The organism is Candidatus Photodesmus anomalopis, assembly GCF_000731785.2.
Lineage (GTDB): Bacteria > Pseudomonadota > Gammaproteobacteria > Enterobacterales > Vibrionaceae > Vibrio > Vibrio anomalopis.
The window spans coordinates 55562-72066 of the sequence record NZ_JGVJ01000015.1; the positions used below are offsets into that span (position 1 = coordinate 55562).

Sequence of the window (16505 nt, forward strand, 5' to 3'; positions counted from 1 at the left end):
CCAGGGAAGTCAGTTCTCTTTTTAATCAGACTACCTGATAAACTCACATCTGGATTAAACTAGTGTGCTGAATTATACAGATCACAATTTCACATGCAAGTGCTTGCTTTAAAAATAAACAAAATTATTTTTAAAGCAGCTAAAAACACTTATCAAGTCACATTATCTCAGCAGTTATAAAATTAGACTATACTAAACGTTGACGAAGAGCTTCAAATAAACAAATTCCTGAAGCAACTGAAACATTAAGACTTGTAATATTACCTACTGTTGGAATCTTAACAAGATCATTACAAGTTACACGAATTAGATGACGAATACCCTTTTCCTCTCCACCCACAACAATCGCTACAGAACCTGTCAATTTAGTATGATAAATATCACGTTTAGCGTTACTATCAGTACCAACAAAAAAAAACCCTTGATTTTGAAGCAATCGAATAGTACGAGCTAAATTAACGACTCTAACTAATCCTACTGTTTCAGCAGCACCACATGCAACTTTTTTTACAGTTGCCGTTATTGGTGATGTTCTATCTTTTGGAACAATAACTAATGGAACACCTGCAGCATCTGCATTGCGCAAACATGCACCTAAATTATGAGGATCTGTTATACCATCCAGTACTAAAATAAGGGGGTGTTTATGCTTCGATAAAATAAAAAACAAATCATTTTCATGAAATTCTTTAGTTTTTTTTATTCTAGCAACTATACCTTGATGTTTTGTATTACCTACTTTTGCATCCAAAGATCTACGGTTCATCTTTTGAATAGAAATAGAATATATTTTTATTTCATCTAAAAGATTAGAAATACGAATACTATAATTACCTTTCAAGATAAAAACCTCTAGCAATCGATCAGGCACTTTTTTTAAAACTGCTTTTATTGAATGAATTCCATAAATTAATTCGTTTTTATTACTCAATCTAATCACCATCTTTCACACTTGTCTACTTGATAGTAATAGGTTTGATTTCTTACTAATACCTATCATTTACTTTCCCTTAACCAATTTTAAAGTAATCTTGCTGTGCTCTGAATCAATTGATAAAATCTTCACCTTCACTATATCACCTAAGCGGTAATTTATACCAAAATTCTTACCTATCAAGCTTTGATTAAGCAAATTAAACTTGTAACAATCATTAGTTAAGCAAGAGATATGTACTAAACCATCAATATACAATTCATCTAATCGAACAAAAAACCCAAAATGCGTTATATGAATAATTATCCCATTAAATTCTTCTCCAATATAATCTTTTATATACTCAGATTTAAACCAATCAGAAACCATTCTGTTAACATTATCAGCACGTCGCTCTGTCATGGAACATTGTGCGCTATAAAAGTTTATATCGCTAGATGAATAACGATAGTAACTATTGGTAAGGGTATTATTTTCTTGAGAAAGAATATATTTAATCAAACGGTGCAATACTAAATCAGAATAACGTCGAATGGGAGATGTAACATGTACATACACTTTTAATCCTAATCCAAAATGACCTGTATTGTTTGAGCTATATACTGCCTGTTTCATAGAACGCAATAAAACACTTTGGATTAGCTCTTTATTTTTATGATTGGCTATTTTACTGATTAAGTTAGCATAATCCTTAGAAGATGGCTTTAAACCTCCTGTTAAATTCAAACCTAATCTATCTAAAAAAATACGTAATTCCTTTAAATTAATATTATCTGGAGAGTCATGAATACGAAACAGAACAGGTATTTTAGATTTCTCAAGTAACAAAGCTGAAGCAATATTAGCTAAGATCATACATTCTTCAACTATTTTATGCGCATCATTCCGAATGATAGGTTCAATACGATCAATTTTATATCTACAAGAGAAAATAATTTTTGTTGCAAAAACATCAAATTCAATCGAACCACGATGATTTCGTGCATTTTTTAGAACTTTATACATTTTATGTAGTTCTTCTAAATGTCGAATAAATGGATTATAAAGAATACGCAATACTTTATCACCATTTAAAATCGCACTTACTTCATTATAAGTGAAACGTTTATGAGAAGATATTATTGCTTCATAATGCTTGTAATCTAATAACTTACCCATATCTGAAATAGATATTTCACAGATTAGACATAAGCGATCTACTTTAGGTTTTAGTGAACATAAGCCATTAGAAAGCACTTCAGGTAACATTGGTATAACCCGAGAAGGTAAATAAACTGAATTACCGCGATTTATTGCTTCCTTATCTATATAACTATTAGGATGTACATAGTAACTTACATCAGCAACAGCAACCCATAAACGCCAACCTCCATTCTTTCGAGCTTTACAAAAAACCGCATCATCAAAATCATGAGCATCTTCATCATCAATAGTAATAAAAGGTAAATCTCGAAGGTCTAGTCTGCCTTTTTTCGATTTTTCTGAAATTTTTCCAGAAAAGTTTAAAAAATTAGAGATTTCTTTTTCTACATTATCAGGCCAAATATTAGGAATTTTGTGAGTAAGGAGTGCAACTTTTATAGCAATACCAGGTAACATACTTTCGCCAAGAACTTCTATAATTTTCCCAATTATTCCCTTAGCGCAGTATTCATTTCTGTTAATAATTTCAACCACTACTATATTACCTACTTGAGCATTACTACTATCATCGTCTGGAATTAAAATATCACGATTAATGCGAGAGTCATTAGCTAAAACATATTTAGTATTATTTTTAAAGAATAATCGACCAACTATTTGATCTTTGCATTGTTTTAATAATTGAAGTACCCGACCTTCTTTTCGAGCATTTTTATATGCACAAAAAGAACGTACTAATACATAATCACCATGAATAATAGTGCGCATTTGATGATGAGGTAAAAATACATCAATATGATTGCTTATTTGACCTTCTGGTCGAAACCAGCCATATCCATGTCTATGCCCGATTACAAACCCCTTCATTGTTTCACATTTGTATGGTAGAGCATAATGATAACGATTAATTAAAATTAACTGCCCATCGCGTTCCATTGCCCTTAATCTAAGTCTTAATGCTTTATAATGTTCTTTTCTAGATAAATTTAGTTCTTTAAATAAAGAATTATGATCAATAGGTGTCTGAAGCTTATCTAGATAAGCTAAAATAAATTCTCTACTGGGAATAGGATTTTTATACTTTTTAGATTCACGGAATAAAAATGGATCGTTATTCATTTTTTTCTACATATAATCAAACTTGATTTTAAATGAAATGAAGTGCACATTCTTTGACTGAGGATTTTAGCATGGTTATATTATATTAGAATTAGAGATTAGAGAGAGCAAACAACAAAACTTATTGAAAGCGTTCCTGATTTTTAACTCTTCTAATAATATTTGCTGGCATACGCATTTCTAAACTTTTGCATAGAGTTGAAATTTTCTTACGAACAGACTTATCTGCTACACTTGAATTATGAAGCCAATGATAAGCATCTTCATAATCTAAAGGACTTCCATACTCGCTCAATAATAATTCAGCAAAATAGATTTTGGCATTTAAATTTCCTATTGCTGAAGCTTTCCTCAAATAAAACATAGCACGTTCTTTATTGGGTTGAAAAAATAGACCACGTGCATAATAACGCCCTAACTGTTCAAGAGCTGCTGGTAACCCTTGAACAGCAGCACGTTTCATATAATGAATTCCAAGCTCAACATCTTGATTAACACACACACCCCAAGTTAGCATATCACCATATAAAAACTCATAAGATGGCAAACTAGCACGGCTAGCACGTGCTAAAATATCTTCTACTAATTGACAATTATCAGATTTTACCCTTTGTAAATGCTGATTTTTTTCTATTAATTCAATTAATTCAACCTCGGTATAAACAGGAATAGGTGTGCCTAACTTTGCATAAGCTGGTAATGATAACAGTATTAATCCTAATCGAATTATTATTTTTAGATTCATCACTTAAGTATTCTATAAAATATTCATAAAATAGCAACTCTGCAAGATAAAACTGAAAAACTAACGGCTAAAAATCAAATGGATGAACTTTTATAATTGTTTCTTCACGTTCAGGACCAGTAGAAATAATATTAACCTGCACACCAATTAGTTCTTCAATTCGTTTAATATAATTAAGTGATGCTTGAGGTAATACTTCTAATGTTCTAGAACCACTTGTATTGTCATCCCAGCCTGGCATTGTCTCATAAATAGGAACAACTTCCTCAAAATTTCTAAAAGACATTGGTAAAGTTTTTGCAATGAAACCATTTTTCATTTTATAAGCAGTACAAATTTTCACCTCTTTCAATCCATCTAACACATCTAATTTAGTTAAACAAAAACCTGAAATTGAATTGATCTGAACTGCACGACGTACTGCAACAGCATCAAACCAACCACAACGACGTTGACGACCTGTAGTGGCACCAAATTCATTACCTTTTAATCCTAAATAATTACCAATTTCACAATTTAATTCTGTAGGAAATGGACCAAAACCTACACGTGTACAGTAAACCTTCGCAATACCTAAAATGTAATTAAGATGACGAAAACCAAAACCAGAACCACTAACAACACCACCAACAGTTGTATTGGAGGAGGTCACATAAGGATAAGTACCATGGTCAATATCTAATAATGTACCTTGCGCACCTTCAAACAATATTTTATCTTGACGCTGACGAGCTTTATCCAGTTGATCTGTAATATCTATGACCATTGAGGTTAGCGATTCCGAATAAAACATTGCTTTTTCCAATACTTGGTTATAGAGTAATGGTTCAACTTTATAAAAGTATTTTAACTGGAAATTATAAAATTCAAGTACTTTTTTTAATTTCTTTGAAAATTCTTTTTCATTAAATAAATCCCCAATTCGTAAAGCACGACGAGCAACTTTATCTTCGTATGCTGGACCAATACCACGACCTGTTGTACCAATTGCTTTTTCTCCACGCTTTTCTTCCCTTGCTCGATCAATGGCAACATGGTAAGGGAGAACTAATGGACAAGCTTCAGAAATAAAAAGGCGCTGACTGATAATAATCCCACTTTTCTCAAGAAAGTGTATTTCTCTGAATAAAGCATCAGGTGACAGAACAACACCATTACCAAGCATACAGGTTGCATTGCTATTAAGAATACCTGATGGAATCAAATGAAGTACAATTTTTTTCCCATTAATAAAAAGAGTATGACCTGCATTATGACCACCTTGATAACGAACCACATACTTCACATTTCTGGACAAAAGATCAACAATTTTACCTTTGCCTTCATCACCCCACTGAGTACCTAATACCACTACATTATTACCCATCTTTAATAAAAACCGGCTTTAGTTATTGATTAAGAAAAAACTTTATCATTAAACATTTTTTTTTTCAGCCAATTTTTATCAAATCGGATTATTAGTGCAAATTATATTTACTAAAATAATTTTAAATTAGTCATCAGAATAAATCTTTATGATAAGATTTCCATTAATATCAATACTCGCTCGATACATACCAGAAGTATTCATAGAAAAACAAATATTGCCATAAGCATCTATTGCAATTAAACCTCCTTCACCACCTATTGATTTTAAATCACCTTGAATTACTGATTCACTAGCAGTAATGATATCTTCTTCTAAATAGCGCATTCTAGCTGCTACATCACTTGCAACCATTTTTCGAATAAATATTTCTCCTATTCCAGTTGTGGATACTGCAACATTACCATTTTCAGCAACTGTTCCACTACCAATTAATGCTGAATCACTAACACGTCCATACCTTTTATTAGTAATACCACCTGTACTAGTTGCGGAAGCAAGATTACCTTGCTGATCCAAAGCAACAGCTCCAACTGTACCATATTTATTATTTAGATACTCTGGATCAGAAAGTTCAAATAAATCTCTTTTTTTCATATAAATCAATCGATTGTACTGAATAGTTGTATAGAAATAATCTTGCTTAATATACTGATGATTATGTTCAAAAGCAAATTCTTCTGCTCCTTCTCCAACCAACAATACATGCTTGCTTTTCTTCATTACATCCCTGGCTAACATAATAGGATTTTTAATATGACGTACTCCTGCAATTGCTCCTGCAGTCATTTTTTTTCCATGCATAACAGAAGCATCCATCTCGATAATCTCTTTATTGTTGAAGACCGAACCTCTTCCAGCATTAAATTTTGGAGAATCCTCCAAAATTCTAACTGCTTCAACAGCTGCATCTAAGGCATCACCAGACTTTTTCAAAATTGAATGTCCAGCTAACACAGATCTTTCCAAATCTTTTTTTATAGATAACTCAATTTCTTTCTTCATTTGCTTTCTTTGAAAAGCACCTGCACCACCATGAATAGCAATAGAAAACGGTTTTACCATAATATCTACCTTTAAATATTAAACTTTCATATAATCAAAACTTAAAATTTTTCTTCTTTTAACAACATTATCTGAATTAAAATTATATTTTTTAAAAAATTACTCCTTATAAGAATTATAATTTTAACAAAAATTTTTTATTTTAAAACTGAACAATTCTTCAAGTTTTTTGCTTAGTTCTTGCTCTTCTAATCCATTTAATTGATTTTCATTATATTGAGAAAACAATTTCTCTAGTACAATACTATTAATTTTTCTGAAATCTTCTTCAGCCTGTTTAGCTTGACATGATCGCATACCAAGCGCTATTAAAACTTGTCTACCTAAATCTGTTGCACCAAAAACGACTTCGCTTGAATAATTTTTAATTCCATGAACTAGTAATTGATGTTCTTCAAGATAACTTCGTGACCTAGCTAAAATTTTAAGTTTAGGAAAATAACGATTACACAGCGCAATAATTTTAACTATTTTATTTGATATGTCTGTACATATTATAATAATAGTAGCTTTATCTGCTCCAGCTGCATATAGTGATTTTAACTGGGTAGCATCGCCATACAATGCATTATAGCCATATCTCCTCAAAAAGTTTATTTGATTTACATCATTCTCTAACACAGTCATTTTAATTTGTTTAACACGCATCATTTGTGCAAGAATTTGCCCAAAACGACTAAATCCTACAATAATAACTTGAGGAGCTGTATTATTGACTACGTCAAGGATTAAATCTTTAGACTTATTTTTATCACTAAATATAGAAGAGAACCATTTCATCTGAACTAAAAGTAATATTGGTGTAGTAACCATAGATAGGCTAACTACTAGAAGTAAAAAAGAAGAAAATTCTTCTTTTAGCAAACCCTGTTTCTGAGCAGAAGCAAAAATCACAAAAGCAAATTCTCCAGACTGACTTAATATCACCGAAATTGTTCTTCTTAACTTATTAGATTTAACGAAAAGTTGAGCTAATAGGTACAAAATACAACTTTTTATAAGAACTAAAGCCAAAACTGCGGTTATGATTTTTATAGGTTCTAAAATAAGTAACCCTAAATTGATAATCATACCTATAGAAATAAAAAACAAACCAAGCAATAAACCCTTGAAAGGCTCAATAGCAACTTCTAATTCATATCTATATTCACTGTCAGCGAGAAGAAGACCTGCTAAAAAGGCACCAAATACCATAGATAGACCAAGCATTTCCATCACTACAGAAATACCTATAACTAGCAGTAAAGATGCAATAGTAAATAACTCACTTATATCATTTATTGCCACATACTTAAATAACGGCTTAAGTATGTAATGTCCACTAACTAAAAGAGCCGGGATAGCACTTAGCTTCCACAAAGCATCTAGCCAATTCCATGTTATATTACCAGCTAAAACAGGCAATAATGCTAACATAGGTATCACTGCAATATCTTGGAACAATAACACTGCTAAACCAGCTCGTCCTTCTTCCTTATCTATTAATTTTTGCTCTTCTAAAACTCTCAATACCATTGCAGTAGAAGAAAGTGTTAACCCCATTCCTATGACTAAACTAGTATTTAAATTTACTCCAATACAATAAACAATAATAGAAATTAAAACTGTCGTAAAAATAACTTGAGTGCCTCCAAATCCTAGAATAGAGCCCTTTATTTGCCACAGTTTTGTTGGATTAAGTTCTAATCCAATAAGAAATAATAACAGTACTACACCAAATTCAGAAAAATTCAGTATTGCTTTAACATCATCGATTAATCCAAATCCATAAGGACCAATTATAATTCCTGCTAATAAATAACCCACTATAGAACCTAAACCTATACGATGCATTAGTGGTACAGCAATCACAGCAGAGATAAGAAAAATCAAACAACTTTGCAAAAAATCATTTTCCAATACCATTCTATATTTCCTAAAAAAACGGTCTTTAATAAGCATTAAATCAGCTGTTCTATAACTTAATATTTTGTAAATAACACAAAACAACTAATTTGATTAGCTGAACAAGCACTCAAAAAAAACGTATCTTTTAAAATGCATAGTAACCATAAATTAGATACAGTGAGTAACCCTAGAAGTGAACTTTAACATCAAATTTTCATCTAAAACAAGACAAAAACACTGCTTATAAATTTGATAATTTATATCATCTAACTTAGATTTTCTCCCTAGATAACTACAAACAACTAGTTTTCTTCTAAATTAGACTAAAAAATTAAGGTTCAAACTATAACTGTAATTGTTAAGTATATAGTAGAATGTAATGGAGAAAAAAAAATGAGATTTACCTCTAAATCCGGAGGAGATGCCTATAATTAATATGCTAGACATAACAGATGAATATCTTTATTAGAAGATAAAATAAAAATAAACAATAGGCACTATCTATATATCTCGCTAAAAAAAGAGAATAAGCACTCTATCCACTTAGATCAAAACAAAACTAACGAAAACAGATAAATATCCAAATAAATTACAATCTTATACAAGAAATTATACTTATTTTAATAAATAAAAAACTGTACCTTTCCTAAATTAAATTGTTTTTTTTTGATTTCGAACTGGGTTTGCGTAACTATCTAACAAGTATTGATGTGCTCCGATTGGTAAAGATTCTAGCTTTTTTTGCAATTTGAGATAAACATCTTTTTCAAACTTTCCACAACTTCTTCCTGCAGCAAGCATATTAATTGGAAAAAGTTTATAGTTCTTATAGATTTGACGGTCAATTTCAATTGCCAATTGATCTGGAGTTTTAAATACCTGATCGATGATATCACCAAATGCAATATGCACTTTGCCTTTATCACCAAGAATACCCTGAACAATACTTTCGATATCCTCAAATTCTCCTTTTTTATAACTTCCTTTACTTGAACGCTCATATAGTTCACATGCTTTTGCGACATCACATGGATCATTCTCATAAGAAATAGCTACTGGAATAATACGCAAAGATTTAATATACTCAGGAAAGCTGATTTTTCTCTTACGTCCTTCAATATAAAACATTTTTAAAATTGCAGGATCAGTAAAGTCATTACCATCTTTTGCACGTCCTTCCTTCTGAGCAATCCAAATTGAATTTTCTGTATCAAGCGAGTGCTTAATATAACTAGATAGAGTGCTCAACACTTTCATGATTTCACGTGGACCCTTTGCTGAACGTTTTACAATAAAACTTTTATTTAACTTCATTAATTCTGTAGCACAGGATTTTTTTAAGAGATTATCACCAATAGCAATACGAGCAGTCTTATGATTAAACTGATGAAGAGCATAATTGATTAAAGCAGGGTCCATTGTAATATCACGATGATTAGAAATAAATAAATATGCTTTGTGTTGAACTAACTTATCTAGACCTGAAAAAGTCACTCCATCAGTTGTAGATTTCAAAGTTCTAGATAAATGTTTTTTAACCTCAAGTTGAACAGCTTCAACTGAAGTTAATTTAGCCCATTTAATTTTTAAATACATTCTCATAAATGGGGCCATTAGATTTTTTAACCAAAGAGAATAATTTTTAAAACGATAACGAAGAATTGCATTAATAAATTCTCGATCATTAATCAATCTAGCTATAGCGGATGGAATCTCTTTGTCATTATATGGACGAATCTCTGCATAACGGGAAGTATCAAAACTCATTACTTAAACTATATAAAAGTGGGAAATAATTTATATTCTACGCATAATCTTTATATCATTCATCCTAAAAAATATTAATATAAAAAGCTTTTAGCTATATTTATTATATTAAATTAGCTAATTTATTCCTATGTAAAGCAGAAACAACTCAACTATTTATAATATCCAGTAAACATTTCTTAATTAAAAATTAATTTATCCATATAATTGATTGTACTTTTTTGTAACACTTTGTTAAGTTAATTGCTTACTTTGTTATTGTTTCTGACAGATTAAATCTGACAATTAAAATAAGGTTTCCATATCCTAAATATATAAGAAATATTATTTATGAATAAAACAAACATTCCACTAACTTTTTCTGATGCAGCAGCTACACGTGTAAAGACATTACTTTTAGAAGAAGAAAATTTAGCGTTAAAACTAAGAGTGTATATTACAGGTGGTGGCTGTAGCGGCTTTCAGTATGGGTTTACTTTTGATAAAAACATTAATGATGGTGATACTACTATTGAAAATCAAGGTGTAACTTTAGTTATTGATCCAATGAGTCTCCAATACTTGATTGGAGGTGTAGTTGATTATACAGAAGGGCTAAAAGGTTCTTACTTTTTCGTTGACAACCCAAATGCTGTGACAACTTGTGGATGCGGGTCATCATTTAGTATTTGATTTCATCATTTATTATATATTAGTAATATGGTTAGATTATTTAAAATAAAAAAAATTTTAAGTGTTTTTTATAAAAAGCTTGTCGTTTTTGCTATGCAATAACAATCTAGTTGAGGGATAGTCTATGCAAGTTGGTATACCTAAAGAAATACGATCTGGTGAAAAGCTAGTTTCTGCTTGTCCAAAATCAGTTAAACATCTTATTGAATTAGGTTTTGAGGTTTTTGTTGAATCCAAAGCAGGAGAACTAGCAAACTTTCGTGATTTAGACTATGAAACTTCAGGAGCAAGAATTGTTTCAACAAAGAAAGTTTGGGAAAAAGATATTATTCTTAAGGTTAATGCTCCTATTTTTGATCAAAAAAATAATATTGATGAAGCAACACTTATCAAGAAAGGGGCTACCCTCATAAGTTTCATTTGGCCTGCTCAAAATCCTGAATTAATGAAGCGACTATCTAGCAAAGATATTAATGTAATAGCAATGGATGCAGTTCCAAGAATATCTAAAGCCCAATCACTAGATGCTTTATCTTCTATGGCAAATATTGCTGGTTACCGAGCAATAATAGAAGCTTCGCATCAATTTGGACGCTTTCTTAGTGGTCAAATAACAGCAGCAGGTAGAATAGAACCAGCAAAAGTATTAGTTCTAGGTGTTGGTGTTGCAGGACTGTCTGCCATAGGATTGGCTAGAAGTCTAGGTGCAATTGTGCGAGCATTTGATGTTCGTTCTGAAGTGAAAGAACAAGTAAAATCAATGGGTGCTGAATTTTTAGAGATAAATTATCAGCAAGTAAAAGAAAAAACAACAGAGAAGATAGAAAGGACTGATGGATATGCAACAGAAATGTCCGATCATTTTAATAAAAAAGCTCAAGAACTATATGCGAACCAAACCAAAGATATAGATATAATTATCACTAGTGCATTAATTCCAGGAAAACCTGCACCAATACTAATCACCAAAGATATGGTAGATAATATGAAGCCTGGATCTGTTCTAGTTGACCTTGCTGCTTCTAATGGTGGAAATTGTGAGTATACAATACCTGATAAAGTCGTCACAACAGATAACAGAAGCAAAGTTATAGGCTATACTAATATACTAGCAAGACTTCCTAGTCAATCATCGGAACTTTACGCTACTAACATTCTTAACCTATTTAAGTTATTATGCAAAGGGAAAGATGGTCAAATTAGTATTAATCTTGAAGATGTGATTTTGCGAAGTGTGACCGTCATAAAAAAAGGGGAAATAACCTGGCCAGCACCACCTATTCCAATATCAATATCTCCAACAAAACAAGTAGAAAAACTTAGTAAAACGAAGGTTAATCCAGTTAGTAAAACGAAGATTAATCCAGCTAACCCTATATTATCATTAAAGAAAATTTTAATATTATCAGTTCTCGTAGGAGTATTAGGTTGGATTGCATTTAATGCTCCAGAAGCCATTTTTGAGCATTTTACTGTGCTTGTTCTATCCTGCATAATCGGTTATTACGTTGTTTGGAATGTAACCTATGCACTTCATACCCCATTAATGTCAGTGACAAATGCAATCTCTGGTATCATAATTGTTGGCGCATTATTACAAATAGAACAAGGCAGTGGAATCGTAACTTTATTGTCATTCATTGCCGTGCTTATTGCAAGCATCAACATATTCGGGGGGTTTACTATAACTGAACGTATGCTTAAAATGTTTCATAAAGATTGAAGGAGAATCCAATATGTCTTCAGGATTAGTACATACAGCTTACATTCTTGCTGCTGTCTTTTTTATTTTAAGCTTAGCCGGTCTTTCTAAACAAAAAACGGCACGTTTAGGAAATTATTACGGAATGGCAGGTATGAGCATAGCTCTTATCGCAACTATATTTTCTCAAGGATATGAAGGATTAATTTGGACTGTTATTGCTATGCTAATTGGTGGGACTATTGGTATTAAATACACTAAGAAAGTTGAGATGACAAAAATACCTGAACTGGTTGCAATTCTCCATAGCTTTGTAGGAATGGCAGCTATTTTAGTTGGCTATAATAATTATATTCTTCTTGAAGAAGAATATATAACTCAAACTGAACAAGTCATTCATTTAGTTGAGATATTCTTAGCAATTTTTATTGGTTCAATTACATTTTCAGGTTCACTAGTTGCTTTTGGAAAACTAAGGGAAATCCTTTCTTCTAAACCGTTAAACATTCCGTACAAGCACATATGGAATATTGCTGCACTTTTAATTTCCATATTTTTATTATTTCAGTTCATAGAAACTGGAACTAATTGGAAAGTGCTAATATTAACTACAACAACTTTAATTTCACTTGCATTTGGATATCATTTAGTTGCTTCTATTGGCGGTGCTGATATGCCAGTTGTTATTTCAATGCTCAATTCATACTCAGGTTGGGCGGCAGCCGCAACTGGTTTTATGCTTCAAAACAACTTGTTAATTATAACTGGTGCGCTAGTTGGATCTTCAGGTGCTATTCTTTCTTACATTATGTGCAAAGCAATGAATCGCTCATTCATTAGTGTAATTTCTGGTGGATTTGGTCAAATTCAAACAATCGATTCAGATTCTACAATAGGAAAATATTACACAACAGACATTGAAAATGTTACTAAAACTCTTATAAATTCTAAATCAATTATTATTGTTCCCGGATATGGTATGGCAGTAGCTCAAGCCCAATATCCAGTGTATGAAATGACTGAAAAATTACGAGCTCGAAATATTGATGTAAAATTTGCAATTCATCCTGTTGCTGGTAGACTGCCAGGACATATGAACGTTCTTCTTGCAGAAGCTAAAGTACCTTATGATCTTGTTTTTGAAATGGATGAAATAAATCATAAACTAAGTAAAACTGATACTGTTTTAGTTATTGGCGCAAATGATACAGTTAATCCAGCAGCTCTCGAAGAAGAAAATAGTCTAATAGCAGGAATGCCTGTATTGAAAGTATGGCATGCTCGGAATGTTATTATATTAAAGCGTTCTATGAACACAGGGTATGCGGGAATACAAAATAAACTTTTCTTTAAAGAAAATACAGCAATGTTGTTTGGTGATGCGAAAGATAATATAGAAGCGATATCTCAAACTCTTTCAAACCGAAAAAATTAAATTAATATTAAGAAAGTTAATTTAGATTCTTTTAGTTTTATACTATTATGCTGTGTTGTAAGGAAAATGAGATCCATGCAAACCTTGTCCGGAAAAAGAATCCTTTTAGGCATTACTGGTGGAATTGCCGCATATAAGTGCGCAGAACTTGCACGGACTCTAATTGAACTTGGAGCTGATATTAGAGTGGTCATGACACAAACGGCAACAAAATTCATTACTCCTCTTACAATGCAAACTATTTCAGGTTATCCGATATCATTTAGTTGTTCTGGAAAAAAGTATTCCATGAAACATATTGAGCTAGCAAAATGGCCTGATTTAATTTTACTAGTTCCTGCTACAGCAAATCTCATTGCAAATATGAGAGTAGGAATTGCTAATGACCTATTATCTACATTAATTTTAGCAACAAATACACCTATTTCAATAGCACCAGCTATGAATCAAAACATGTATCTTAATAGAGCAACTCAAGAGAATCTTACTATCCTTGCTGAACGAGGCATAAATATTTGGGGGCCAAAATCTGGCAAACAAGCATGTGGAAATCTTGGTCTAGGTAGGATGTTAGAACCAATACAACTTGTTGAGCGATGTGAGGTTTTTTTTCAAATTAAATGTCTTCAGGGTAAATCAATATTAATTTCTGCAGGTCCTACTCATGAAGCACTTGACCCTGTACGATATATCACTAATTATAGCTCTGGGAAAATGGGTTATGCCTTAGCAGAAGCAGCTAAACTATTTGGAGCTAAAGTTACACTAGTTAGCGGACCTGTCTCTATTTCTAAACCTAAAAATATAACTCGTATTAGCGTTAAAAGTGCTCTAGAAATGCATCAAACTATATTGAATCATGCAATTAAACATGATGTTTTTATTAGCTGTGCTGCTGTAGCTGATTACAGACCGAAAACTATATCAAGTCAAAAAATTAAAAAGACTGATAATAGAACTCAAATGAATATTAGGTTAGTAAAAAACCCAGATATTGTTGCCGATGTTGGTAAATTGGTAAAAAACAGACCATTTACTGTTGGCTTCTCTGCTGAAACTCAAAATATTGAAAAAAATACCCTTGATAAACTTATTAAAAAAAATCTGGATATAATTTGTGCGAATAACGTAGCATGTTCCAATCAGGGATTTAATAGTGATTATAATGCAATCACCATTTATGAAAAACAAAAAAAAACACAATTACCATTAACTTCAAAAACTAAATTAGCAAAAGCAATTCTGCTTTATATTAGTGAATGTCTGTAATTTACTTTGATAATTTGTTCATCCTTATTATACATAATAAATCTATTACTCATTAGTTTGAAGAAGAAAAAAGAAATCTCTCATAGTAAGCATATAAAATCAAATCATCATAAAGGATGCTTTTGTTCTTGTTAATAAAACTATCCTATAAACATGATAAAAAACAAATTAAGTAAAAATTATGGATAACGAGAAATTTGTAAAACCTCAACTTTCAATTGAACTATTTTATTTTAAAAATTGGTTGGTTTGGATTGGTTTATCATTATTAGCAATCTTAGTTAATATACTTCCTTTTTATTTCCTATTAAAATTAGGGAGATGCATAGGAATTTTAAGCATGTATTTAGAAAGGAAACGAGCAAAAATAGCAAAACGAAATTTAGAACTTAGTTTTCCTAAAATGAGTAAAGATGAAATAAAACAATTAGTAATAGAAAATTTTAAAAACACAGGTATAGCGTTGATTGAAACGGGTGTAGCTTGGTTTTGGCCCACGTGGAGATTAAAAAACATTCTATTAACTAAAGATGTTAAGGAGCTAAAAAGATTAGATAATAAAAAAAAAGGGGTGCTTCTTTGTTGTGTGCATTCGCTCAATCTAGAAATTACAGCACGAGCATTTGCCATACTCGGTCTATCAGGTTATGGTGTTTATCGACCAAATAAAAATCCAGTTTACGAATTTATTCAATATCGTGGACGTACGAGAAATGGCAATAAGCTAATACATAGAACTAATCTAAAACAAATGATTCGTGTACTTAAAAAAGGGAACCGTCTATTTTATCTTCCTGATCAAGATTATGGTCATAATCAATCGGTTTTCGTCCCGTTTTTTGAAGTAAAAGAAGCATGTACAACTACAGGTCCTAGCATCCTGATTTATGCTACTAAATGTGCCATTGTACTAGGATCTGGTTTTAGAAATGCAGATAATAGATACGAAATCATCGCAGATAAATCAATTGAAGAAAATTATCCTAAAAAAAATAAAATAAATGCGGCTATCTATATGAATCAGTATATAGAAAAAATTATTCTACGTGCACCAGAACAATGGATGTGGATACATAAAAGATATAAATCTTTACCGAATAAATCACTAACTAATTCACGTTACCAATAGTCTCTTATCCTTTAAAATTGTATAGGATTCTCTAATTCATAAATAATAATACGGGTAATACTGATAAATATTTCGTTTTAGTTTTTTCTTACAATTATAATATTGGTTAACCTGGATTAACATCTTTTTAAAAGTAAGTGTTCAATTAGCTAAAAATTTAAAGCTTACAAAAATACTTCTTATTAGAAGTGTCAAACTCGTATTAATTTGAAATGCTTTTTCTCGAAAAAACTAAAAAAGATATCAAAAAATACTAAGAAACACCTGCTAAA

The 16505-nt window shown here is 31.3% G+C and carries 13 protein-coding genes; 6 read left to right on the forward strand and 7 right to left on the reverse strand.

The features are described 5' to 3' along the window. Positions 1–187 precede the first annotated feature (187 nt). The 6 genes from rlmB to CF66_RS04015 all read right to left on the reverse strand — a co-directional run bounded on the left by rlmB (position 188) and on the right by CF66_RS04015 (position 8277). Positions 188–931: a 23S rRNA (guanosine(2251)-2'-O)-methyltransferase RlmB gene (gene rlmB / locus CF66_RS03990; protein ID WP_241761345.1), complete on the reverse strand. Its 744-nt coding sequence runs from the start codon at positions 929–931 to the stop codon at positions 188–190. Between the two features lie 69 nt (positions 932–1000). Then, entirely contained in the window at positions 1001–3196 is a 2196-nt protein-coding gene (gene rnr / locus CF66_RS03995; protein WP_052541675.1) for a ribonuclease R, read from the reverse strand. A gap of 121 nt (positions 3197–3317) precedes the next feature. Further along, a complete protein-coding gene (locus tag CF66_RS04000) occupies positions 3318–3941 on the reverse strand; it encodes a tetratricopeptide repeat protein (RefSeq protein WP_016503842.1) in 624 nt (207 codons plus the stop codon). Positions 3942–4008: 67 nt separating this feature from the next. Continuing rightward, the gene (locus CF66_RS04005) at positions 4009–5307 is read right to left on the reverse strand and encodes an adenylosuccinate synthase (RefSeq protein WP_016503841.1); all 1299 of its coding nucleotides are present in this window, start codon (positions 5305–5307) and stop codon (positions 4009–4011) included. Between the two features lie 126 nt (positions 5308–5433). Next, positions 5434–6372 carry an isoaspartyl peptidase/L-asparaginase family protein gene (locus tag CF66_RS04010; RefSeq protein ID WP_034411768.1) on the reverse strand — a complete coding sequence of 313 codons (939 nt, stop codon included), beginning with the start codon at positions 6370–6372 and terminating at the stop codon, positions 5434–5436. A 123-nt stretch (positions 6373–6495) separates the two neighbouring features. Continuing rightward, positions 6496–8277 (reverse strand): monovalent cation:proton antiporter-2 (CPA2) family protein, encoded by a 1782-nt coding sequence (locus CF66_RS04015; RefSeq protein ID WP_016503839.1) that lies wholly within the window; start codon positions 8275–8277, stop codon positions 6496–6498. A gap of 336 nt (positions 8278–8613) precedes the next feature. Between CF66_RS04015 and CF66_RS04020 the strand changes: the two genes are divergently transcribed. Next, a complete protein-coding gene (locus CF66_RS04020; RefSeq protein WP_420887552.1) occupies positions 8614–8694 on the forward strand; it encodes a hypothetical protein in 81 nt (26 codons plus the stop codon). A 216-nt stretch (positions 8695–8910) separates the two neighbouring features. Here the strand turns inward: CF66_RS04020 and CF66_RS04025 are convergent, their stop codons facing one another. After that, on the reverse strand, positions 8911–10026 hold the full coding sequence (locus CF66_RS04025; RefSeq protein WP_034411770.1) for a 1-acyl-sn-glycerol-3-phosphate acyltransferase: 1116 nt from the start codon (positions 10024–10026) through the stop codon (positions 8911–8913). 330 nt (positions 10027–10356) lie between these two features. Between CF66_RS04025 and erpA the strand changes: the two genes are divergently transcribed. From erpA to lpxL, 5 genes are all read left to right on the forward strand, one after another. Further along, positions 10357–10698, forward strand: coding sequence for an iron-sulfur cluster insertion protein ErpA (gene erpA, locus CF66_RS04030; protein WP_034411771.1), 342 nt, complete (start codon positions 10357–10359; stop codon positions 10696–10698). Positions 10699–10822: 124 nt separating this feature from the next. Further along, positions 10823–12421, forward strand: coding sequence for a Re/Si-specific NAD(P)(+) transhydrogenase subunit alpha (locus tag CF66_RS04035; RefSeq protein WP_034411773.1), 1599 nt, complete (start codon positions 10823–10825; stop codon positions 12419–12421). Between the two features lie 13 nt (positions 12422–12434). Beyond that, positions 12435–13835, forward strand: coding sequence for a Re/Si-specific NAD(P)(+) transhydrogenase subunit beta (gene pntB / locus CF66_RS04040; protein ID WP_034411776.1), 1401 nt, complete (start codon positions 12435–12437; stop codon positions 13833–13835). A 75-nt stretch (positions 13836–13910) separates the two neighbouring features. Further along, complete coding sequence (coaBC, locus tag CF66_RS04045) at positions 13911–15104, forward strand: bifunctional phosphopantothenoylcysteine decarboxylase/phosphopantothenate--cysteine ligase CoaBC (RefSeq protein ID WP_016503834.1); 1194 nt, start codon at positions 13911–13913, stop codon at positions 15102–15104. Positions 15105–15285: 181 nt separating this feature from the next. After that, positions 15286–16233, forward strand: a complete 948-nt coding sequence (gene lpxL / locus CF66_RS04050) for an LpxL/LpxP family Kdo(2)-lipid IV(A) lauroyl/palmitoleoyl acyltransferase (protein WP_016503833.1) — start codon at positions 15286–15288, stop codon at positions 16231–16233. The last annotated feature ends 272 nt before the right edge of the window (positions 16234–16505 follow it).